A 23,391-nucleotide genomic window follows, 5' to 3' on the forward strand; every position below is an offset into this window, starting at 1 on the left:
TCCTTAGCATAAGACTAATTTTTCATGAATTATAAATTAATACTTTAAAACACCATATTTTTGACACATATTAATATAAAATCTATACAATAATAAATATATTCTTGATTAATTTAATTATGTTTTTTTGTAAAAAAAGGGCCTGACGCCCTTTTTAAAAAAATTTGTTTCGGTAACTTATTAACCAACCATATAATAAAAAATATTTATCGTCGTAAATTCAAACTATCAATTAACTTCGTATAACGAGATATGTTTTCTTTTTTCAAATAATTCAATAATTTTCGACGTTTAGACACCATATTCAACAAACCTCTACGACTGCAATAATCTTTCTTATGTTTAGAAAAATGCATTTGAAGATAATTAATTTGGTTTGTTAACAATGCCACCTGAACTTCTATTTTTCCAGTATTTTTTTCACTTTTGGAATACTGAAAAATAACTTTTTTTGTGTTAATTAGTCCAAAAGACATATAAAAAAACTCCATATATTTAAAATAAACATGCTAATAACTAATGATGAACTAAAATAATTTAAAAAAATAATATCGCGCGAAAATTAATTTAATCAAAACACCGAATTATGCAATATCGATACTAATCGATACGGAATTAATAATTTTTCAGAATTTATCTTTCCTATTCCTAGAAAAGATTTATTTTCATCTACAACTCGTACTAAACTATTTTTCATGATAGATGAAACTAGTACTGTCTGTCCTAATTTAAAATTATTTGACATTTTTTTTGAAAGATAAACTACAGGAAAACAAGATACAGGACTATCAATAGGCATTAAAAATTGATCGATACCTTTAAAATAATTCACTTGTTCATTATAATTTTTGTTTAAAAATTTGCACAAATTATCTAATTTTATTGCTTGCAAAACACAATAAGTCGATATTTGCAAACGACGTAAAGATATGACATGCGCGCCACAACCTAACTTTTCCCCTAAATCATCAATGAGCGTACGAATATATGTGCCCTTTGAACAACATATTTCACACGCAAGTAAATTATTTTTTTTATAAAAATCAATACTATATATAAATACTTGTCGTTTTTTACGATGAATTGTTAACCCTTGGCGTGCATATTTATATAACGGCACGCCATTATATTTAATTGCAGAATACATAGGTGGAATTTGATCAATTAAACCAATTAATTCTTTTATTGATGAATTTAATTGAGACGATGTAAACAAAATAGGCCGTTTTTTTAAAATCACACCATTTCTATCTAATGTAGATGTTTTTTCTCCTAATTTTGCAATTACATAATACCGTTTTCTTGATTGTGTTAAACAAAAAGAAAATTTTGTACATTCTCCAAAACAAATTGGTAAAATGCCTGTTGCAAGAGGATCCAATGTACCAATGTACCCAGCTTTTTTTGCATGAAAAATATATTTAACTTTTTGCAACGCATGACTAGAAGATATACCTGTAGGTTTATCTAATAATAAAAATCCATGAACATCTCGTTTTTTACGCAAAAACATTTATTAATTCCTTTAATTCAATCGTAAATTAACGTTGTTCTAGTTATCTTTTCAAGTGCGATAATATATTCGCAATTCTAGTACCTTTTAAATAAGAATCGTCATATACAAAAATAAGATTTGGTACAATTCGCAACCGCATGCTTTTAAATAACAATTTACGAATATAATTAGTAGATCTATTTAAAACACTGAGAATACTTCTTGTATTAGTTTTGTCTTGTTCATCAAATAAACCAATAAATATTCGAGCATATGATAAATCTTGCGACAATTGTACTGCACAAACTGTAATTATTTTATTTATACGTGGATCTTTCAATGAACGCTGTATAATAATAGCAATTTTTTTTTGTAATTCTTGAGAAACTGTTAGCGATCGATCAAATGATTTTTTCATAATTATCATTCTTAATTAAAAATATTATAAAAAATATACTATATTTTATAGTACTCTTTTAATATTTTTCATTTCAAACACTTCTATAACGTCTGAAACACAAATATCATTATAATCTTTTATTATAATTCCACACTCCATACCATGTCGCACTTCATACACATCTTCCTTAAATCGGCGCAAAGATTCTAATTCACCTTTATATATAACTATATCTCCACGTAAAACATGAATAATCTTATTGCGTTTAATTATACCGTCTGTCACCATACATCCAGCAATAACATCAAATTTAGGAGATTTAAACACAGTTCTAACAATCGCTGAACCAATAGCACTTTGTTTATATTTTGGCGACAAAATATTTGTCATAACAGATTTAACTTCATCAACTAAATTATAAATAACCGAATAAGAACGAAAATATACGTTCTCTGCATCAATAATTTTTTTTGCAGACCAATCAGCTCGTGCGTTAAAACCTAGTATAATAGCATTTGAAGCCAAAGAAAGAGATACATCGGTTTCGCTAATTTCACCTATTCCAGAACTTATTATATTTATTTCTATTTCAGAATTAGATAAATTCAGCAATGCACTAGAAATGGCTTCTAAAGAACCCTGAACATCAGATTTAAGAATAATTTTTAATTCTGATACATTATTTTTATTAAAATTTTCAAATAATTTATCTAAATTAAATCTATTGTTACTTTCGAATTTTTTTTCTCGATATTTATTTTTTCGATAAGATGCTACTTCTTTAGCTTGTTTTTCATTTTGTACAACTGTGACTATATCTCCAGAAACAGGTACTTGCGATAATCCTAAAATTTCTACTGGAATGGCAGGTTTTGCAAATTTTACCTCATGTCCTACATCGTTGCGTAAAGATTTTACACGACCATACTCACAACCACATAATATCACATCCCCCTTATTCAGCGTTCCTTTTTTTACCAATACTGTTGCAACAGGTCCTCTACCTTTATCAAGAAAAGATTCTATGACTACACCTTCTGCCATACCTGTAGATATTGCTTTTAATTCTAACATTTCCGCTTGTAATAAAATTGCATTTAATAATTGATTGACACCTTGCCCGGTTTTAGCAGAAACTGGCACAAATATATTTTCGCCTCCCCATTCCTCAGAAAGAATATTTTGCTTAGTTAAATCAGTTTTAATTCTATCAATGTCTAAATCAATTTTATCGATTTTATTAACAGCTACTATTATTGGTACATTCGCTTCTTGTGCATGCTGAATTGCTTCAATAGTTTGAGGCATAACCCCATCATCAGCAGCCACAACTAAAATTACAATATCAGTAACATGAACACCTCGAGATCGCATTGCAGTAAAAGCAGAATGTCCAGGAGTATCTAAAAACGTAATTTCGCCTAAATTTGTATTAAAATGATATGCGCCAATTCTTTGCGTAATACCCCCTTTTTCATTAGATGCAATTCTTGTAGAGCGAATATAATCCAACAAAGACGTTTTACCGTGATCAACATGGCCCATAATCGTCACTATAGGTGGCCTGGTAACAGCAATACTATTTCCTATATCACGATTTTGCATAATTGATTCTTCTAATTTATTTTCGTTATTTAGTATAACTTTATGACCCATTTCTTCAGCAATTAATTGCGCAGCATCTTGATCAAGAAGATAATTAATATTTCCTATGATGCCCATATTCATCATAGTTTTTATTACTTCAGCGCTTTTTACAGCCATTTTATTCGATAAATCTGAAACAGAAATAGTTCCGCTAATTACTACATCTCTATTAATATTAACTTTAGGCTTTTTAAATACTTGTTGCAAAACGATAGAATTATTTTTTTGTTTACTATGCTTTTTATTTCGAGAAAAGTGATATGCTTCTTCTTTATGTAATTTACTCTTATGAAGATATTTATTATTTTTCTTTTGAGACAAGTTTTTTATACTTCGTTTATGTTTTTTTTTTCTAGTATCTATTTCTGGATAGCTTAGATTAACTAATTGACGTTTATGTATAAATTTTTTTAAACGATAGTTTGTTTTTTCTTCTGGTGTTGATTTCCATGTTTCAGACTTTTCTTTAGTATTATCTTGTAATTTTAACGTATTTTTTTTTCTTTCAGTAGATCTTTTAAATTTACAATTTTTAATATCTGGCTTTATAGGATATGTTGGTTTCAATCCATTTAGTTTGTTTATGTTATTAGTTTTAATATGTTTTACCTGTAATACGGACATTCTAGTATGATTATTGTGATCATGTTTTATTTTTTGTGATAAAAATCGCTTTTTTTTTAAATTATTGACTGCTGTATTCGAATCTGACATATTTTCTATTTCACATGTATTATTCTTCATGTACGTTCTTTTTTTTCTAATCTCAATCTGAACAAGTTTATTTTTACCATGTAAAGTAGAAACATTTAACATACTACGCGTCTTTCTTTGTACAACACACGCATTTGAAATAGATTTTTTGGTATTATTTAAATACTTTAATAAAAATTTTTTTTCTGTAGGACTAATATAATCGTTTTCATTTTTAATAACATTAATATCAGACAGTTTTTTTAATAATTTCTGTATTGAAATTTTAACTTCATTAGATAAATCTTTTAAACTTATATCTGGCATACTATTTGCCTCCTATGTTTAAGTTTTTTTTTCAAACCAACAAATATTACGAGCAGTCATAATCAATAATCCAGCTTGTTTTGAACTTAAGTTTTCAATGTCAACTAAATCGTCTATCCCTTGCTCTGCTAATTTTTCCAAGGTAAAAATATTTTTTTTCGCCAATTTAGAAGCTAACTCTTCATTCATACCATTGATATTTAATAATCTTTTTTCAATTTTTTTATCATTAATATCGTTCTTTTCGTTTAATTCTTTCAATACCAATGCATTTTTAGCTGTTTTTCGTACTAATTCAGCATCCTTTACACTTAAATGTTCAATTTCTAATAACTCATTAAACGGAATATAAACTAATTCTTCAAGAGAAGAAAAACCTGCTTTTACCAAAACGTTAATAATATTATCATTAATATTCAAATATTTTTTAAATGTATTGAATGCCATATATGCTTCTTTTTTATATTTATCTTTCATATCTTCCGTAGTCATAACGTTTAATTCCCAACCACTAATTTGCGAAGCTAAACGAACATTTTGACCATTTCTACCAATAGCCTGCGCTAAATTGCCTGGCTCTACAGCAATATCCATAGTATGATGATCCTCATCAACAACGATAGAAACTACATCGGCTGGAGCCATAGCATTAATAACAAATTGAGCAGGATTATCATCCCATAAAATAATATCAATTTTCTCTCCACATAACTCCGTAGAAACCGCTTGTACTCTTGCTCCTCGCATACCTACACACGCTCCTACTGGATCAATACGTTTATCATGTGTTCTAACAGCAATTTTTGCACGAGAACCGGGATCACGTGCTGCAGATTTTATTTCAATTACCTCTTCGCCAATTTCAGGGACCTCAATACGAAATAATTCAATAAGCATTTCGATTTTAGAACGACTGATAAACAATTGCGTACCCTTTGATTCGGGGTAAACACCATATAAAACACCTCGAATACGATCTCCAGGTCGAAAATTTTCTCGGGGGAGCATTCCTTCACGCAAAATTAATGCTTCTGCGTTATTTCCTAAGTCTAATGTTAAATTATCACGATTAATTTTTTTTACTATTCCAGTAATAATTTGACCTAAATATTTTTTAAATTGATCGACTAACATAGCTCGTTCCGCTTCTCGAACTTTTTGCACAATCACTTGTTTTGCAGTTTGTGTTGTAATTCTATCAAAACTAACGGATTCTATTTTGTCTTCTACATAATCATTCACACATATTGATGCTCCTTCAAAACATGCAGCTTCTAATGTAATTTCTCTAGTTGGTTGTGTGACTACGTTGACTACCATCCAACGTCGAAATGTAGTAAAATGTCCAGTTTTTCGATTAATACTGACTCTAACCTCAATTTCTTGCTCGTATTTTTTTTTAGTTGCTGTAGCTAATGCAATTTCTAATGCTTCAAATATTTTCTCTCGCGGTAATGATTTTTCATTAGATACCGCTTCTACAACAGCTAAAATTTCTTTATTCATCTTAGTAAACCTTAAATAAAAATTTAAAAATAAAACAATACGACCCATATTTATGAGATTAAATATAATAATGTTATAAAATAATTAAATAACAAATTTACTAAATTTATATTAGTAAAAATCATATTTAACACACAAAATAAAAATAAATCAAAAATCTAATATATTCTAAATATACTAATAAAAAACCCCGATAATTCGGGGTTTTTTAAATTATGGTTACGTTAAAACATTTAAAAATTAATAAAAAGATATTTTTATAAAAAAATATTTAATATTTTTCAAAAAAATATATTCGATTGTATACAATATATAATCAATATACTTACCGAGAATGGGATTTGAACCCATACGCTTTACAGCACTATCCCCTCAAGATAGCGTGTCTGCCAATTCCACCACCTCGGTAAAAAATTTCATATTATATCAATAAAAATTATTCATCATATTCAAAAAAATTAACTAGGTATATCTTTATATACCATTGATTTATCTAAAAAAGATGTATTGTCATTTTTTATTTTTTGTGTATTGCTATTTTTCCAAAAAAAATCTGAATCTTGTTCTTGATTGTTAATATTACACAAAATAATACCTATAAAAAAAAATAAAAAAGCTAAAATTCTAACAGTATTGAACATAAAATTATTTGAATTCAGGCTATTAAATAATTTAGCATGATTTTTAATGTTGGAATACATCGTACTGTTCAATCCTTGTCCTAAATGCAAAAAAATTGATAAAATCAACATAACTGAAGTACAAACAAAACAAAATAAAACAAAAAAATACATAAATACTAATCCTTTCTATAAAAAATAATATTTTTTAAAAAATCTAAAAAATTAAACAAAACATCACATTTTATAAAAATTTATATATTTTAAAAATGATGAATAATCTATAAAATATAAAATTTATTAAATATTACGAAAATATTTAATTAATTTTTAATTCAATACATTACGTGATCAACATATTATATATTATGTATACAATACAAGATTTAATAACAATTATAACATTTATAAACACTACAATTACAATTTTTTAATATAATTTTTAATATCATGTACAAATTAAAAAATACGGAACAATTTTTTTATTATAAAAATACAAAATTTTATTCTTGATATTTAAAAAAATGTATAATCATTAGCATAAACATCATCCGTATTTTATAAAATATAAAATTATATTTTCTCTTTTATAAATATTATATGTGTTTTTTAAAAAACATTTTAAAAAATTTAAAAACTGAATATCATTGCGTAAATTATATAAACATATATTATATTTTCTATGATTGATAACATCCCTGCAATCTAGTTATAATTCTGTTTCTATTTATATTTTTATACTTAAATAAATATAATTAAATTTTTTAAAACTTTAAGATTCATTATTTGACATTTTTATAAACATATTAATTATATGTATTCAATAAAATAACATTTCTAGTTTTTTAAAATCTAATACCATATCTGTCTTGATCGTAATAATACTGCAATAATACTATTGAATTTATTTTTTCAATCCCTAAAAGACAATATAAATTGACTAATCTGTATCTTTCGTATTTTCTAAATAATTTGCTATAATTACTTAATACTGTTCCTATACACACTACGTCAATATATGTTTTTTGAAGTAACAACTTTTAATTATAAAATTTTATTTATAATGAAGTTTTTATTAATGTCATAACACTGAAAAAATAGAAATAAAAATCTATTTAATTTTGAACATAATGCAATATTGAGTATAACATGATATGCAGAAATATTAGTCAAAACTAATATAATCATACATTACAATCAATCCAAACATTTCAAAAAAGTCTTTAAAAAACATGAACACATTTTTTTGTGTTTTAAAAAATAGTAATTTTATTTTTTTTAAATTAATGAAATTGATGCTTTTTATTACTAAAAGACCCAATCCTAATTCAGATTAAAATTTGAACCTAAGTTTATGTATATTTTATAAAAAATAAATATTTTTACTTTTTATATAATAATTTTTCATCTGAACTGTAAAAAGATTTGATTCTACAAAACATATTCTACTTTTTTATAAGCACTATCGTTTTTAAATATTTTAAATGCGTTGTCAAGATTATTTTTGAATCATAAGAAATGTATACTTTATATTTATAAAATCCGTTTAAAAAAATATTAAATATACATTTTCAGTGAATTTGTTATAAAATAAGATGAAGCAATAATTTATTTATAACTTCATCTTATCTTTAAGACGATTTTAATAAAAAACAATAATAATAAGAAAGTAATCAAACTAACAATTTTATATTGAAATAATACTATATGTTTTATGTTAGAAATCTTAAAATAGTCATCATGCATTGCTAAGATATGTTCTCTAAGAATTATCTTTTTTATTTATGCTTGCCCATCCTTTTGGAGCACGTACTTCGCGTCTTGACATTAAATCATCAATTTGATATGCATCAATAGTTTCATATTTAATCAATGCGTTTTTCATAGCATGTAATATATCAATATTTTCGTTTAAAATATTCCTTGCTCGATTATAGTTTCGATCAATTAAAATTTTTACCTCTTCATCAATAATTCTAGCTGTTTCATCTGACATATGCTGTGCTTTTGCTACAGAACGTCCTAAAAATATTTCTCCTTCTTCTTCAGCATACAACAATGGACCTAATTTTTCTGAAAATCCCCATTGTGTAACCATATTTCGAGCTAAATTTGTAGCTATTTTAATATCATTACAAGCTCCAGTAGAAACTTTTTTAACACCATAAATAATTTCCTCTGCTAAACGACCACCATATAAAGTAGATATTTGACTTTCTAGTTTTTGACGATTCACGCTAAGTACATCCGATTCAGGTAAAAAAAATGTAACACCTAACGCTCGACCTCGTGGAATAATAGTCACTTTATGTGCTGGATCATGTTCAGGTACCAATCGTCCTACAATAACATGACCAGACTCATGATATGCAGTAGATTCTTTTTGAAACTCACTCATAACCATAGATTTTCGTTCAGTACCCATCATCATTTTATCTTTTGCTCGTTCAAATTCCGACATAGACACTACTGTGTTATTCATTCGAGCAGAAAACAAAGCCGCTTCATTTACTAAATTAGCTAAATCAGCGCCTGAAAATCCAGGTGTACTCCGCGCAATAGTCATAGGTTCAACATCTTTGGATAGGGGAACTTTTCGCATGTGTACTTTTAAAATTTGTTCTCTTCCTCTAATATCTGGAAGAGCTACAATTACCTGACGATCAAAACGCCCAGGTCGTAATAACGCAGGATCTAATACATCTGGTCTATTTGTTGCAGCTATTAATATAATTCCTTCATTACCATCAAATCCATCCATTTCAACTAACATTTGATTGAGAGTTTGTTCTCGTTCATCATGACCACCACCTAATCCAGCGCCTCGTTGACGACCAACAGCATCAATTTCATCAATAAATATTATACACGGAGCCGATTTTCTAGAATGTTCGAACATATCCCTTACTCGAGAAGCACCAACACCAACAAACATCTCAACAAAATCTGAACCAGAAATAGTAAAAAACGGAACTTTAGCTTCTCCGGCAATAGCTTTTGCTAACAACGTTTTTCCAGTTCCAGGAGGGCCTACCATAAGTATACCTTTTGGTATTTTTCCCCCGAGTTTTTGAAAACGACTAGGTTCTTTAAGATATTCTACTAACTCACTCACTTCTTCCTTTGCTTCGTCACATCCTGCAACATCTTCAAAAGTAATTTTTATCTGGTCTTCTGGCAACATACGTGCTTTGCTTTTTCCAAATGACATAGCACCTTTTCCACCACCCATTTGAATTTGTCGCATAAAAAAAATCCACACGCCAATTAATAATAACATCGGAAACCAAGAAATCAAAACAGAAATAAAAAGATTCGGTTCATCAGGAACAGAACCAACAACTTTAACGTTTTTGACTATAAGATTATCCAATAATTTTGGATCATTAATAGGAATATAAGTAATATATTTACTACTGTCTTTTTTGATAACGCTAATTGTACGTCCGTTAATATATGCTTCACGGACCTGATCTTGATTAACTTCTGATAAAAAAGTTGAATAATCAACTCTATGACTATTAACATCACCTGTATTTAACTTTTGAAAAATTGACATTAATACAATTGTAATAACTAACCAAAAAATCAGGTTTTTAACCATATCACTCAAGGGAACAACCTCTCATTGCATATTTATATTAAAAAAAACCACACAGATAAGAAATATTTATCTGGTTGCTAGAATGAATATTTCTCGAGATCTTGCTCGAGAAGATTTAGGTTTACAAATTTTTACTTTAGAAAAAAACGTTTTAATTTCTTCATAAAATGCATTGAAGCCCTCTCCGTGAAAAGATTTTAATACAAATCTTCCGTTTCTGGATAAAATATATCGCGATATTTTTAATACCGATTTACATAACTCGATAATACGCGGCATATCAACAGCAGAATTTCCAGTGATATTTGGAGCTATATCTGATATAATTAAGTGAATTTTTATATTTTTTAAATAATTTAATATAAAACGTAATGTTTTTTTATTGCGAATGTCACCTTGACAAAAATGTACGCCAGTAATTGGCAACATTGGTAAAATATCACAAGCTAAAATTTTCCCTTTTAAACCAATTTTGTTTCGTGCATATTGTGTCCAGCCGCCTGGAGCAGAACCAAGGTCAATAACATTCATATTATTTCTGAATAATTGATAACTGTCATCTAACTCTTTTAATTTAAACCAAGATCTTGAACGTACTTTATTTTTTTTTGCATCCTGAACATATTTATCTTGAAAATGTTCGAATAACCAACGACTTGAACTATTTGATTTTCTTTTTAAAATCATATATCCACTATTATTAAAATGTTTACTAAAAAAATAAAAAAATTTATTAAAATTTTATCTAAAAATTCAATCTAAAAAATATATCTTACATAATTAAATGACTATATGTGATCAATGCTTAAAATATTATATTCAACATCACCACCTGGTGTACATATAGTTACAATAGTATTAATTTTTTTTCCTATTAAACCTCGTGCCATTGGGGAATTAATAGAAATTAAATTTTTTTTAAAATCTGCTTCATCATCACCGACAATTTGATAAACAAATTTTGTATTATTGTTCATATTTAATATAGTTACTGTTGATCCAAAAATCACACGTCCATGATTAGATAATTTTGTTACATCTATTACTTGAGAATGCGATAATTTTGCTTCAATTTCCTTAATTCGACCTTCACAAAAACCTTGTTCTTCACGAGCTGAATGATATTCTGCATTTTCTTTCAAATCACCATATTCTCGAGCTTCTGCAATAGCTGTAATAATACGTGGACGTTTTATGTTTTTTAAAATTTGTAGTTCTTTTTGCAATTTCTCTACTCCTCGTACTGTCATAGGGATTAAATTCATAATACATATACTCCATAATGTTTTAGTGATTTGTATAAGTTTTTTATACAACGTAAAAAAAAATCAAAAAAACTATTTTTTAAAATTTTAAAGAATGTTAAAATTTAACAAGAAGTTAGGATAAACATATATTATTCAATATTAAGCAACTTTTAATTAATAGCATTACTATTAAAATTAATAAATATGATCTTATAAGTTAATTACAAGATATGTTATTTAAAAAAAGTATGTTCGCAAAATATAACTGAATATTTTTACTAAAAAATGTATTTATATTTAAAAAAATACTTTCTAAAAAATTTCTTATTTTTTAACATAAAACAATTGTGTTAATAAGATATTTTCTATAATCATTCTAAGTAAATAGAGTTTTTACTTAATTTATCTATTTTAAATTAAAAAAAATAATTTATCAAAATTTTAAAAAAATCATAATATATTAATACATGCTATTTTTTATTTAATTATTAATACAGTTCAACATTTAAATATGACAACATATTACTAAAAGCGTATTGAAATGAATGCAAAGCAAATAAAATTACTACTTATTGAGAAATTAAAACTAGACAACGTACATATCTCAGGCGATAAAAATCATTTTAAAATTATCGCTATAGGAGATATATTCAAAAATATTAGACCAGTTGAAAGACAGAAAATGATCTATACTCCTTTACAAGACATGATTCGAAAAAAATATATTCATGCTATATCAATTTACACTTATACTAGTCACGAATGGAAAAAAAATAATATTTTAAATAATCTTGAAAACTGATAATGTAATAAATTATTATCAATATGTATTAGAGATTGATTAAAACATGAATAAATTACATGTCGAAGGCAATAAAACTTTACATGGTAATGTTGTAATTTCTGGATCCAAAAATGCCGCCTTACCCATTTTATTTATGAGTATATTAACAAGAGAAACAATAAAAATTACTAATGTTCCGAAATTAACAGATGTTGATGTTGCTATACAATTACTTATATGTTTAGGAGCTAAAATTAAATACGAAAAAACACTATATATTAATACAAGTTCTATAAACATTTACACACCTCCACATAATTTAATAAAAAAAATAAGAGCATCAATTTGGATATTATCCCCCCTTTTAGCACGTTTTGGTCAAGCAAAAATATTTTTTCCTGGAGGATGTAAAATAGGAGATAGACCAATAAATCTACATTTAAACGGATTAAAAAAATTAGGAGTGAAAATCGTCATAAAAAATCATTGTATTACTGCTTCGATTTCAGGAAAGTTGAAAGGTAATTATATATTTATGGAAAAAATTAGTGTAGGAGCAACTATAACTGTGCTTAGCGCAGCTATTTTAGCTCAAGGATTAACAATTATTGAAAACGCTGCACGAGAACCAGAAATAATTGATATTGCACAATTTTTGAACAAATTAGGAGCTAATATTACTGGAGCTGGAAGCAAAAAAATACTTATCAAAGGAGTATCTAAATTGCATGGAGGAGAACATAGAATCATTCCAGATCGAATTGAAACAGGTACTTTTTTAATTGCTGCAGCCGCATCAAGAGGTTCTGTTGTTTGTTATAACACTGAACCAAAATATCTAAAAAGTATACTGTTAAAATTAACAGAAGCAGGATCAAAAATTACGATCGGAAAAAATTGGATAAAGTTAGATATGACACAACAGCAACCAAAATCCATAAATATTTATACTGCTCCTTATCCAGGATTGCCAACTGATATGCAAACACAATTTACTTTGTTAAATACAATTTCTAAAGGAAAAAGTACAATAACTGAAACTATATTTGAAAATCGTTTTAAATATGTTCCCGAATTAATTAAAATGGGTGCAAAAATTCATATTAAAGATAATACTATCATATGTCATGGGGTTGCTAATCTCGTATCAGCAAATGTTTATTCAACAGATTTAAGAGCATCAGCTACTTTAATATTAGCTGGTTGCATCGCATCAGGTACAACAATTGTTAATCATGTTTATCATCTTTTTAGAGGTTATGATTCATTTCTAAAAAAATTGAATCAATTAGGTGCTAATATTAAAATGTTTAAATAACTAATTTTTATTGATAGTTTCGATAAAAAAATAGTGATACACATAACTTTTTAATCTATTTGTATAAAAAAATAGATTTTAATATTATATAAAATAATACTGCATTTAAAACACAACAAGTTATCGGAGTGCATTATGTATGCAATTTTTAGAAGCGGCGGAAAACAATATCGAGTAAAAAAAAATCATATTGTTCGATTAGAAAAATTAAAAATATTACAACAACAAAAAATCGAATTTAATGAAGTATTAATGATTGCTGACGAAAAAAATATTAAAATTGGTACACCTGTATTACTAGGCGCAAAAATAGTAGCATGTGTTGAAAAAACGGGTAAATCAAAAAAAGTTAAAATAGTGAAATTTCACCGTCGTAAACACTATAAAAAAAGACAAGGTCATCGTCAATATTTTACAGATGTAAAAATTACAGATATTAAAAATATTTAAAATAAAGGTTAATATATGGCACATAAAAAAGCCGGTGGATCAACCAGAAATGGAAGAGATTCACACGCTCAAAGACTAGGTGTAAAATGTTTTGGTGGTCAATTGATTTCATCTGGTAGCATCATTGTTAAACAACGAGGGACTAAATTCCATCCTGGATACAATACAAAATGCGGAAAAGATCATACAATTTTTTCAACAATCACAGGAATAGTAGAATTTAAAAAAAAGGGACTAAAAAAAAAGACATATATTAATATTAAACATATAAATTAATATGTTTGCAAAAAAACACACCCCTATTTTAAAGGGGTTATATTTTTTATTTAAAATACAATATATTATTACTTTTATATTGACTCTCAAATTATATATTATAAATGGATTCAACATGAAATTTCTTGATCAAATAATAATTCAAGTTATTGCAGGAAACGGCGGGAATGGATGTATCAGTTTTAGGCGAGAAAAATGTGTTCCTAAAGGAGGGCCAGATGGGGGAAATGGCGGAGACGGAGGAAACATATGGTTACAAGCCAATCAAGATTTAAACACACTTATAGATTTCCGATTTAAAAAAATATTTCAAGCACCACATGGACAGCATGGAATGGGAAAAAATCGATCAGGAAAAAAAGGAGAAGATTTAATAATAAACGTACCAGTAGGAACTAAAATTATTAACTATCAAACAAATGAAACAATTAGTGATTTAATTCACAATAAAAAAAAAGTATTGGTCGCCAAAGGTGGTTGGCATGGACTCGGTAATACTAGATTTAAATCTTCTATCAATCGTACTCCAAGAAAAATGACTATGGGCTCTATAGGAGAAAAAAGAGATATAAAATTAATACTCATACTAATTGCTGATGTAGGTACTTTAGGCATGCCTAACTCTGGAAAATCGACTTTAGTAACCAGTATGTCTAATGCAAAAACAAAAATTGCAGATTATCCATTTACGACATTAAATCCAATATTAGGATCAGTAAATGTTATTAATCAAGAAAAATTTATTATTGCAGACATACCCGGAATTATTAAAGGAGCATCTAATGGATTTGGTTTGGGTACTCAATTTTTACAACATTTAGAAAGATGCAGAATCTTACTACATGTTATTGATATTGCCGTTCGTAAAAAAACACATATTATGGATAACATATTCATTATCTTAAATGAACTAAAACAATACAATATCGAACTATATAAAACACCCATATGGTTTATTTTTAATAAAATTGATTTATTAAAAAAACAAGATATTAAAAATATTACTAACATGATACGCAACGAATTTGGAACAACAAAAAAATATTACTTTATTTCAGCTATGCGAAAAATAGGAATAAAAAAATTATGTTTCGACATACAAACGTATTTAAAAAAACAAAAGAACTCGGTTTATTAAAAAACCAAGCTCTTAACAAAAATTATATATAATAATTTTATCGTTTAGAAAACTGTGGACGTTTTCTAGACTTTCGAAAACCTACTTTTTTTCGTTCAGTTTCTCTTGAATCACGTGTAACAAAACCAGCTTTTCTTAATACAGAACGTAACAGTTGATCATATTCAATTAACGCACGAGTAATACCTTGACGAATTGCGCCAGCTTGACCAGAAATACCCCCCCCTTTAACTGTAATATAAGCATTAAATTTACTCATCATATTTACTAATTCTAACGGTTGATGTACAATCATACAAGCAGTTTTGCGACTAAAATATTCATCTAATGGCCTCTGATTGATAGTAATTTGTCCATTTCCCGATCTTAAAAAAACTCTAGCAGAAGAACTTTTTCTACGTCCAGTTCCATACGTTTGAATCATGTTTTTAAACCTCGCTTTAAATATTTAAAAATTGAGGACACTGCGCTATATGATTATGATTATCATTTGAAAAAATTTTTAATTTTTTTAACATAACTCGACCTAAAGAACCCTTAGGCAACATACCCTTTACTGCTATTTGGATAACTTTTTCTGGATAATGAGAAATGATTTCTTCAAATCGCAACGCTTTGATTCCTCCAACATAACCAGTATGATGATAATAAATTTTTTTAATCCTTTTTTTACCAGTAACTAATACCTTTGATGCATTTAAAACAATAATGTAATCTCCAACGTCAATGTGAGGAGCGTATTGTACTTTATGCTTACCTTTAAGATAACAAGATATTGTGCTTGCTAATCTACCTAAAACTTTGTTTGTTGCATCAATATAATACCAATTCCTCTTAATATCATTTAACTTTATCGAAAATGTTTTCATAAGTAGTCTCTTAAAAAATATAATTATACATTATAAAATAATACTATGATTACATTTAATAAGATATAGTAAATATTATTGATTCAATCAAATTCTAAAAAATTAAGTTTTAAGTACTATATTTATGTTTTTTCATTTTTTTTTATGTTGCTAACAAAAATTAACATAAATTTATTAAAAAACATAAAATTTATATTATAAATTAAAAAATTATATATTACACAGGTAAAATAATGAAATCTCACGATCCTTTATTAATTTTTCGCAATACAATTAACAATATCGATAAAAAAATAGTTAAATTATTGGCAGAAAGAAAAAAAATATCATTAAAAATTGCATTTGAAAAAATAAAAAATAAAAGAGAAATAAGAGATATTGAACGCGAAAAAAAAATATTATCTAAATTAACTGATCTTGGAAAAAAATATGATTTACCTAAAGAGTACATAATTCAGTTATTTCAATTAATAATTAACGAATCAGTATTAATGCAAAAAAAACTATTAAATATCTTTTTAAATAAAAAAAAATATATTACTCACAAATTTTCCTTTTTAGGCCCTAATGGATCTTATTCTCATATAGCTGCTTGTAAATATGCAAAAAAAAATTTTATACAATGTGCTCTAAAACCATGTTCAACGTTTGAAGAAGTTATTTTTTCTGTTGAAAACAACCAATCAGATTATGGAATTTTACCTGTCAGCAATAATTCTTCCGGTAAAATTCATAACGTTGTAAATTTATTAAAAAAAACACATTTATTTATTGTTGGAGAAATTAATATTTTTATTGATCATTGTTTACTTGCGATCAAAAAAATTGAACTAAATCAAATAAAAAAAATATATAGCCATCCTCAACCATTCTTACAATGCAGCAATTTTATCAAAAAATTTCCAAAATGGCAGATCCGATATACTACAAGTACAACTGCAGCAATGGAAAAAATTTGCAAGTATAATGAAATTACTAATGCCGCTTTAGGAAGTAAGATAGGAAGTAAAATTTATAGATTGAATATTTTATGCAAAAATTTAACAAATAACACAACAAATATAACAAAATTCGTGATTATACACCGTAACACTATAAACGTTAATGATAAAAATTAATTTGATTACATTAATATTTAAAAAATAATTTTCTCTAATCTTGTCAAATATAAGATAATACTATTTTAAAAAAAATATCTTCAATACTAATGTTACTCTTTAATGATTATTGTTTTGTAAAAACACATTATCCACATCAATATAAAAAATTGTTAAAACACATATATAAATTATCTAATTTTATTTATATTCATAAAATTGTTAATAATATAAAAATATTATATAAAACAATTCACCATTTAATATAAAATAATATAATAATATTGTTAATAAAAATATTATTATTTTAACGCGAGTAAATAACTATGTTTGAAAATTTAACACAACGTCTTTCGCAAAATTTGAAAAAAATTATTAATAAAGGAAGGTTAACAGAAAACAATATAAAAGACACAATACGCGAAGTACGAAAATCATTGTTAGAAGCAGATGTAACATTATCCGTTATACGAAAATTTATAGATAATTTAAAAAAAAAATCAATTGGTCTAGAAATTAATAAAAGTTTAACACCAGGTCAAGAATTCATTAAAATCGTCAAAAACGAATTGATTCATGTCATGGGGAAAGAAAATAGTACGTTAAATTTTTCAACACCATCACTAACAATAATATTATTTGTCGGTTTACAAGGCGTTGGAAAAACAACTAGTTTAGCAAAACTAGCACACTGGATTAAAAAAAAACACAAAAAGAAAATTTTAATAGTCTCTACTGACATATATCGTGCAGCAGCGATTGATCAATTAAAAATATTAGCGCATACAATCCAAATAGATTTTTTATCATTGCAAACATGTATGACTCCATTGAAAATAATAAATATTGCAATTCAACATGCTAAAAAAAATCTTTATGATACATTGTTAATCGACACAGCCGGGAGATCACATATAAATAAAACAATGATGAACGAAATACATCAAATACAAGATCTATCAAAGCCAGCTGAAACATTATTAGTTGTCGATTCAATGATGGGTCAAGATTCTATAAACATGGCAAAAATATTTAATCAAAACTTACTGATATCAGGTATAATACTAACTAAAACTGATAGTGATGCTAGAAGCGGAATTGCCTTATCTATGCGTTATATTACTGGAATACCAATTAAATTTATTGGGACCGGTGAAAAAATGACTGAACTAGAAATATTTAATTCTAAAAAAATAGTTACTAGAATTTTAGGTATGCATGATGTTGTGTCTGTCATTCAAGAAATTGAAGAAAAAGTAGATACATCGCAAATTAAAAAATTAGCAACAAAATTAAAACAGGGTCATAATTTTGATTTAAATGATTTTTTAATTCAAATTAAACAAATAAAAAAAATCAGCGGATTGAGTTATTTCATCAATAAATTTTTACATCAAAATATGTTGTCTCAAAATATGTCACTATTAAATACAGATAAAAAAACATTAGCAAAAACAGAAGCAATAATACATTCCATGACGTATAAAGAAAAAATACAACCAATAATTATAAAAAGTTCAAGAAAACGTAGAATTGCTGCAGGTTCTGGTACAACTATTCAAGATGTCAATAAACTATTAAAAAATTTTGACAATATGCAAAGAATAATGAAAAAAGTTAAATCTGGCGGAATAAGCAAAATTATTAACAACATTAAAAATATATTTCCTAAAAAATTTTAAATAGCTTATACAATTCAAATAATGTTACATGTTTAATAAAAAAATTAAATAATCAAGATTTCAATTTATTTTACAAGTTAATTTTTTAAATTAACATGATTTAAGAGAAAAAATATGGTCAAAATTCGCTTAGCACGCTATGGATCCAAAAAACGACCTTTTTATAAAATAGTGGCCGCAGATAGTCGATTTCCCAGAGATGGTCGTTTTATTGAAAATTTAGGTTATTTTAATCCTATATCAAAAACAATAGATAAAACATTAAAACTGAACTTAAATCGTATTGAATATTGGAAAAACAACGGCGCTCAAATGTCAGAAAGAGTGAAAAAATTAATTAAAATATCACATTATCAAGAGAAAAGACTATAAAAAAAAAAATAAGCAAACCGGTTAATACGGTATTAATAGGAAAAGTTGGTAGACCTTATGGAATCTTAGGTTGGGTGAATATTTTTTCTTACACAGAAAAAAAAGAAAAAATATTCAATTATCTTCCATGGTTTTTTGTGAAAAAAAACCAATGGACAAATATTCAAGTGAATAACTGGAAAAAACATAATAATCGTTTTATAGTTCATGTTAAAAATATTGATGATCGTTCAAAAATTCATCTCTTTACTAATGCTAGTATCATAATTAACAGAGCAAATCTACCAACTTTACAACAACAAGAATACTATTGGAACGATATAATCAGTTATAAAGTTTTTAATACTAATGAACATTATATAGGAGTAGTAATAAATTTAATTCGTACAAAAAACAACGATGTTCTTGTTATACAAAATCAAAAATCTAAACTAAAAGAAACAACACTTATTCCGTTTGTGAAAAAAAAAATAATAAAAAATATAAATGTTACTTTCAAAATCATCATAGTACAATGGAATTGAATTATGAACAAACAAATAAAAAAAAACCAAAAAAACTCTTGTATGGTTTAAAATTATTACAATTTTTCCAGACATGTTTCATGCAATTACTAAATATGGAGTCACTGGAAAAGCAATAAACAATCAAATTATTGATGTTAGTTTTTTAAATCCTAGGGATTTTTCAAATAATAAGCATAAATCAATAGATGACCGTCCTTATGGAGGAGGACCTGGTATGCTAATGAGTTGCGAACCATTATATTTTTCAATTAAAAAAGCTAAATTTTTGTTTCCAAATGCAACTATTATTTATTTATCACCTCAAGGTATAAAATTTCAACAAAACAAAATACCCGAATTAATTAATAAAAAAAAAATTATTTTTATATGTGGTCGATATGAAGGAATTGATCAAAGGATCATTGATCATGAAATCCATGAAGAATGGTCTATTGGAAATTACATAATTACTGGAGGGGAACTAGCAGCTATGGTAATTATTGATGCCGTTTCCAGATTCGTTCCAGGTGTAATTAAAACACAACAATCAATAAATGAAGATACATTTTCAAATAACTTATTAGATTATCCAAATTATACACGTCCTAAAATATTAAAAAAAATGTCTGTTCCAAAAATATTACTATCTGGTCATCATAACAAAATTCGATTATGGCGACTAAAACAATCTCTAGGAAAAACATGGATAAAACGTCCTGATTTATTAAAAAATAAAAAATTAAAAACAGAAGAAAAAATACTACTAAATGAATTTAAAAGAGAATTTAAGAAAAAATAATATGTATTTTATATTATTTATTTTCATAAGGTAAATATATGTCAATAATTATCCAAAACATTGAAAAAACACAAATTAAAAAAAACATACCTACTTTTCGACCAGGAGATACTATCGAAGTACAAGTTTGGGTTTTAGAAGGATCAAAAAAACGCTTACAATCTTTTGAAGGGATTGTAATAGCAAAAAGAAATCGCTATTTAAACACATCTTTTACTGTAAGAAGAGTATCTAATGCAGAAGGTGTTGAACGCGTATTTCAAATGCATTCTCATAGTATTGAAAAAATTATAGTCAAAAGAACAGGTTTAGTAAAAAAAGCTAAATTATATTATTTAAGATATAGAACTGGAAAATCAGCTCGCATTAAAGAACGCATAAAACAAAATTAGTGCTGTCACATGCAGTCATAACATATATTTTTTGACTGCATTAAATTGATATATAATTTAAAACTACTAAAAATCATGTTTATTTATTTTAAGAAGTTCCGCCTATAGTTAATGATTTCAGTTTGATAGAAGGTTGACCTATTCCTACAGGAATATTTTGACCATCTTTTCCGCATATACCCATACCTTCATCCATTTTCAGATCATCACCAACCATAATAATGTTTTGCATTACTTCTAATCCAGAACCAATCAACGTTGTATTTTTAATAGGTGTAACAATCTTACCATTTTTAACTAAATAAGCTTCTGATGTAGAAAATACGAATTTTCCAGAAGTGATATCTACTTGACCACCAGAAAAGTTTACAGCGTATATTCCGTATTCAACACTGGATATAATTTCTTCTAAATTAGATTTTCCAGGCAACATATATGTATTAGTCATTCTTGGCATAGGTAAATAAGCGTAAGATTCGCGTCTTCCGTTACCTGTTGGACTAACACCCATTAAACGTGCATTCAACTTATCTTGCATGTATTTTTTCAGTATACCATTTTGTATCAAAATATTCCGTTGACTTATTACACCTTCATCATCTACATTAAATGAACCACGCTGATTTTTTATAGTACCATCATCAATAACAGTGCATAAATCTGATGCTACACGTTTTCCTATCATATTAGTAAAAACTGATGTTTTTTTTCTATTGAAATCACCTTCTAAACCATGACCAACTGCTTCATGTAACAACACTCCTGGCCAACCGGAACCTAATACAACTGGAAACATACCAGATGGAGCTGATTTTGAAGATAAATTCAATAAAGCGATACGAACAGCTTCTTTAGACCAGTGATCAATTCTAACTTCTCCAGAAATATCATGTTTTTCTAAAAAAAAACTATAATCAGTACGATTTCCTCCTCCGCATCTTCCTCGTTCTCTTTTACCATGGTCTTCAGCTAAAACAGAAATAGAAAATTGAATTAATGGTCTTATATCAGAAACTAACTCACCATCAGTAGAAGCAATTAGTATCTTTTCATAAGACCCAGTTAAAGATACATTTACTTCTATAACACGTGGATCAAAATTTCGGGCTAAATTATTTGCTCGATATAGTAAATCAGTTTTTTCTTTATATGAAAAACAATTTAATGGATTGTTGGTGTCAATAAAGGGTATAATTTTCTTTTGTGAAAATGATTGTATCTTTTTGTTACTATTTTTAGAAAATATACTGCAAGCCATTTTAGTGCTTTTTTTTAAAGAATGTACTGATATTTGATCTGCATACGCAAATCCTGTAGTTTCACCGTGTACTGCTCTCACACCCACCCCTTGATCGGCGTGATAATTTCCTTCTTTAATAATACCATTTTCTAAAAACCAAGATTCATAAAAATGCGATTGAAAATAAAAATCTCCGTAATCTAATTTGTGAGATTGAAAATCTTCTAAAATAATGCAAAGATCTTCATATTTAATTTTATTCTCAGTTAATAAAGATTCACTAACTAGATCAAATGTCATTTTGAACTCGCTTAATTATAAAATTGACAAACATATATTATAAAAGATAATATGAAAATAAAAAACGTGTATTGTAAAAAAATAATAAATCATTATATTCGTTTTTTTAAATGATTTACTGTGTAGTCGTTTTAAAAAATAACATTTTTAAAAAGGGTCAAAATATGACAAAACCAATAAATGTCTTGTTGATTAACGGACCTAACTTAAATCTTTTAGGTGTTCGAGAAAAAAAAATTTATGGTCATGTGTCGTTAAAAGATTTATTAAAAAATCTATACAAACAATCTGAATCGATGAATATTTCACTAAAGCATGTACAGTCCAATTCAGAAAATATTCTGATTGAAAATATTCATGCTGCAAGAAAAAATATTAATTATATTATCATCAATCCTGCCGCTTTTACTCATACTAGCATAGCAATACGGGATGCATTAATTGCAGTAGATATTCCATTTATTGAAGTTCATATCTCAAATATTTATGCTCGAGAACATTTTCGTTCTCATTCTTGGTTATCTGATATTTCCAACGGTATCATTTGTGGGCTAGGGTTAGATGGATATCAATGGGCATTAAAAACAATATATAATCGACTTACATCTTCATAAACACATATCACGTCA

Annotated in this window: 24 protein-coding genes and 1 tRNA gene; 12 read left to right on the forward strand and 13 right to left on the reverse strand. The window is 26.8% G+C overall.

Translation table 11 applies throughout. The features are described 5' to 3' along the window. Positions 1-206: 206 nt before the first annotated feature. The 10 genes from rpsO to greA form a co-directional block, all read right to left on the reverse strand. Positions 207-476, reverse strand: a complete 270-nt coding sequence (rpsO, locus tag ICW73_01115; GenBank protein ID QNS02096.1) for a 30S ribosomal protein S15 — start codon at positions 474-476, stop codon at positions 207-209. Positions 477-571: 95 nt separating this feature from the next. After that, on the reverse strand, positions 572-1,513 hold the full coding sequence (gene truB / locus ICW73_01120; protein ID QNS02047.1) for a tRNA pseudouridine(55) synthase TruB: 942 nt from the start codon (positions 1,511-1,513) through the stop codon (positions 572-574). 43 nt (positions 1,514-1,556) lie between these two features. After that, positions 1,557-1,913 (reverse strand): 30S ribosome-binding factor RbfA, encoded by a 357-nt coding sequence (rbfA, locus tag ICW73_01125; GenBank protein ID QNS02048.1) that lies wholly within the window; start codon positions 1,911-1,913, stop codon positions 1,557-1,559. Between the two features lie 45 nt (positions 1,914-1,958). Continuing rightward, entirely contained in the window at positions 1,959-4,562 is a 2,604-nt protein-coding gene (gene infB, locus ICW73_01130; GenBank protein QNS02049.1) for a translation initiation factor IF-2, read from the reverse strand. A gap of 18 nt (positions 4,563-4,580) precedes the next feature. Beyond that, complete coding sequence (gene nusA / locus ICW73_01135; GenBank protein QNS02050.1) at positions 4,581-6,068, reverse strand: transcription termination/antitermination protein NusA; 1,488 nt, start codon at positions 6,066-6,068, stop codon at positions 4,581-4,583. 326 nt (positions 6,069-6,394) lie between these two features. Next, a tRNA-Leu gene (locus ICW73_01140) sits at positions 6,395-6,476 on the reverse strand. Positions 6,477-6,526: 50 nt separating this feature from the next. Then, positions 6,527-6,862, reverse strand: coding sequence for a preprotein translocase subunit SecG (locus ICW73_01145; protein ID QNS02051.1), 336 nt, complete (start codon positions 6,860-6,862; stop codon positions 6,527-6,529). A 1,588-nt stretch (positions 6,863-8,450) separates the two neighbouring features. Continuing rightward, positions 8,451-10,292 carry an ATP-dependent zinc metalloprotease FtsH gene (gene ftsH, locus ICW73_01150; GenBank protein QNS02052.1) on the reverse strand — a complete coding sequence of 614 codons (1,842 nt, stop codon included), beginning with the start codon at positions 10,290-10,292 and terminating at the stop codon, positions 8,451-8,453. Between the two features lie 66 nt (positions 10,293-10,358). Next, positions 10,359-10,979 carry an rRNA methyltransferase gene (locus ICW73_01155; GenBank protein QNS02053.1) on the reverse strand — a complete coding sequence of 207 codons (621 nt, stop codon included), beginning with the start codon at positions 10,977-10,979 and terminating at the stop codon, positions 10,359-10,361. A gap of 101 nt (positions 10,980-11,080) precedes the next feature. Then, positions 11,081-11,560: a transcription elongation factor GreA gene (gene greA / locus ICW73_01160; protein QNS02097.1), complete on the reverse strand. Its 480-nt coding sequence runs from the start codon at positions 11,558-11,560 to the stop codon at positions 11,081-11,083. Between the two features lie 520 nt (positions 11,561-12,080). On the opposite strand from greA, the gene ICW73_01165 reads away from it, so the two are divergent. From ICW73_01165 to cgtA, 5 genes are all read left to right on the forward strand, one after another. Then, positions 12,081-12,341 (forward strand): BolA/IbaG family iron-sulfur metabolism protein, encoded by a 261-nt coding sequence (locus ICW73_01165; GenBank protein QNS02054.1) that lies wholly within the window; start codon positions 12,081-12,083, stop codon positions 12,339-12,341. 46 nt (positions 12,342-12,387) lie between these two features. Then, positions 12,388-13,641: a UDP-N-acetylglucosamine 1-carboxyvinyltransferase gene (gene murA / locus ICW73_01170; GenBank protein QNS02055.1), complete on the forward strand. Its 1,254-nt coding sequence runs from the start codon at positions 12,388-12,390 to the stop codon at positions 13,639-13,641. A 135-nt stretch (positions 13,642-13,776) separates the two neighbouring features. Continuing rightward, positions 13,777-14,091 (forward strand): 50S ribosomal protein L21, encoded by a 315-nt coding sequence (gene rplU / locus ICW73_01175; GenBank protein QNS02056.1) that lies wholly within the window; start codon positions 13,777-13,779, stop codon positions 14,089-14,091. 15 nt (positions 14,092-14,106) lie between these two features. Then, positions 14,107-14,367, forward strand: a complete 261-nt coding sequence (rpmA, locus tag ICW73_01180) for a 50S ribosomal protein L27 (protein QNS02057.1) — start codon at positions 14,107-14,109, stop codon at positions 14,365-14,367. 115 nt (positions 14,368-14,482) lie between these two features. Next, entirely contained in the window at positions 14,483-15,505 is a 1,023-nt protein-coding gene (cgtA, locus tag ICW73_01185; protein QNS02058.1) for an Obg family GTPase CgtA, read from the forward strand. Between the two features lie 37 nt (positions 15,506-15,542). Here the strand turns inward: cgtA and rpsI are convergent, their stop codons facing one another. Further along, entirely contained in the window at positions 15,543-15,929 is a 387-nt protein-coding gene (gene rpsI / locus ICW73_01190) for a 30S ribosomal protein S9 (GenBank protein QNS02059.1), read from the reverse strand. 16 nt (positions 15,930-15,945) lie between these two features. Then, positions 15,946-16,374 carry a 50S ribosomal protein L13 gene (gene rplM, locus ICW73_01195; GenBank protein ID QNS02060.1) on the reverse strand — a complete coding sequence of 143 codons (429 nt, stop codon included), beginning with the start codon at positions 16,372-16,374 and terminating at the stop codon, positions 15,946-15,948. Positions 16,375-16,607: 233 nt separating this feature from the next. Between rplM and ICW73_01200 the strand changes: the two genes are divergently transcribed. The 6 genes from ICW73_01200 to rplS all read left to right on the forward strand — a co-directional run bounded on the left by ICW73_01200 (position 16,608) and on the right by rplS (position 21,222). Continuing rightward, positions 16,608-17,492 carry a chorismate mutase gene (locus ICW73_01200; protein ID QNS02061.1) on the forward strand — a complete coding sequence of 295 codons (885 nt, stop codon included), beginning with the start codon at positions 16,608-16,610 and terminating at the stop codon, positions 17,490-17,492. Between the two features lie 305 nt (positions 17,493-17,797). Continuing rightward, a complete protein-coding gene (gene ffh / locus ICW73_01205) occupies positions 17,798-19,153 on the forward strand; it encodes a signal recognition particle protein (protein QNS02062.1) in 1,356 nt (451 codons plus the stop codon). A gap of 114 nt (positions 19,154-19,267) precedes the next feature. Continuing rightward, positions 19,268-19,525 (forward strand): 30S ribosomal protein S16, encoded by a 258-nt coding sequence (gene rpsP, locus ICW73_01210; GenBank protein QNS02063.1) that lies wholly within the window; start codon positions 19,268-19,270, stop codon positions 19,523-19,525. Next, on the forward strand, positions 19,522-20,049 hold the full coding sequence (gene rimM / locus ICW73_01215; GenBank protein ID QNS02098.1) for a ribosome maturation factor RimM: 528 nt from the start codon (positions 19,522-19,524) through the stop codon (positions 20,047-20,049). The genes rpsP and rimM overlap by 4 nt, the downstream gene beginning before the upstream one ends. A 73-nt stretch (positions 20,050-20,122) precedes the next feature. Further along, the gene (trmD, locus tag ICW73_01220) at positions 20,123-20,830 is read left to right on the forward strand and encodes a tRNA (guanosine(37)-N1)-methyltransferase TrmD (GenBank protein ID QNS02064.1); all 708 of its coding nucleotides are present in this window, start codon (positions 20,123-20,125) and stop codon (positions 20,828-20,830) included. 38 nt (positions 20,831-20,868) lie between these two features. Further along, positions 20,869-21,222, forward strand: coding sequence for a 50S ribosomal protein L19 (gene rplS / locus ICW73_01225; protein QNS02065.1), 354 nt, complete (start codon positions 20,869-20,871; stop codon positions 21,220-21,222). Between the two features lie 88 nt (positions 21,223-21,310). On the opposite strand, the gene tldD is transcribed toward rplS, so the two are convergent. After that, complete coding sequence (gene tldD / locus ICW73_01230) at positions 21,311-22,762, reverse strand: metalloprotease TldD (protein ID QNS02066.1); 1,452 nt, start codon at positions 22,760-22,762, stop codon at positions 21,311-21,313. Positions 22,763-22,926: 164 nt separating this feature from the next. Between tldD and aroQ the strand changes: the two genes are divergently transcribed. Next, complete coding sequence (gene aroQ, locus ICW73_01235; protein ID QNS02067.1) at positions 22,927-23,376, forward strand: type II 3-dehydroquinate dehydratase; 450 nt, start codon at positions 22,927-22,929, stop codon at positions 23,374-23,376. Positions 23,377-23,391 lie beyond the last annotated feature (15 nt).

Source organism: Buchnera aphidicola (Pentalonia nigronervosa) (assembly GCA_014622685.1).
GTDB lineage: Bacteria > Pseudomonadota > Gammaproteobacteria > Enterobacterales > Enterobacteriaceae > Buchnera > Buchnera aphidicola_BD.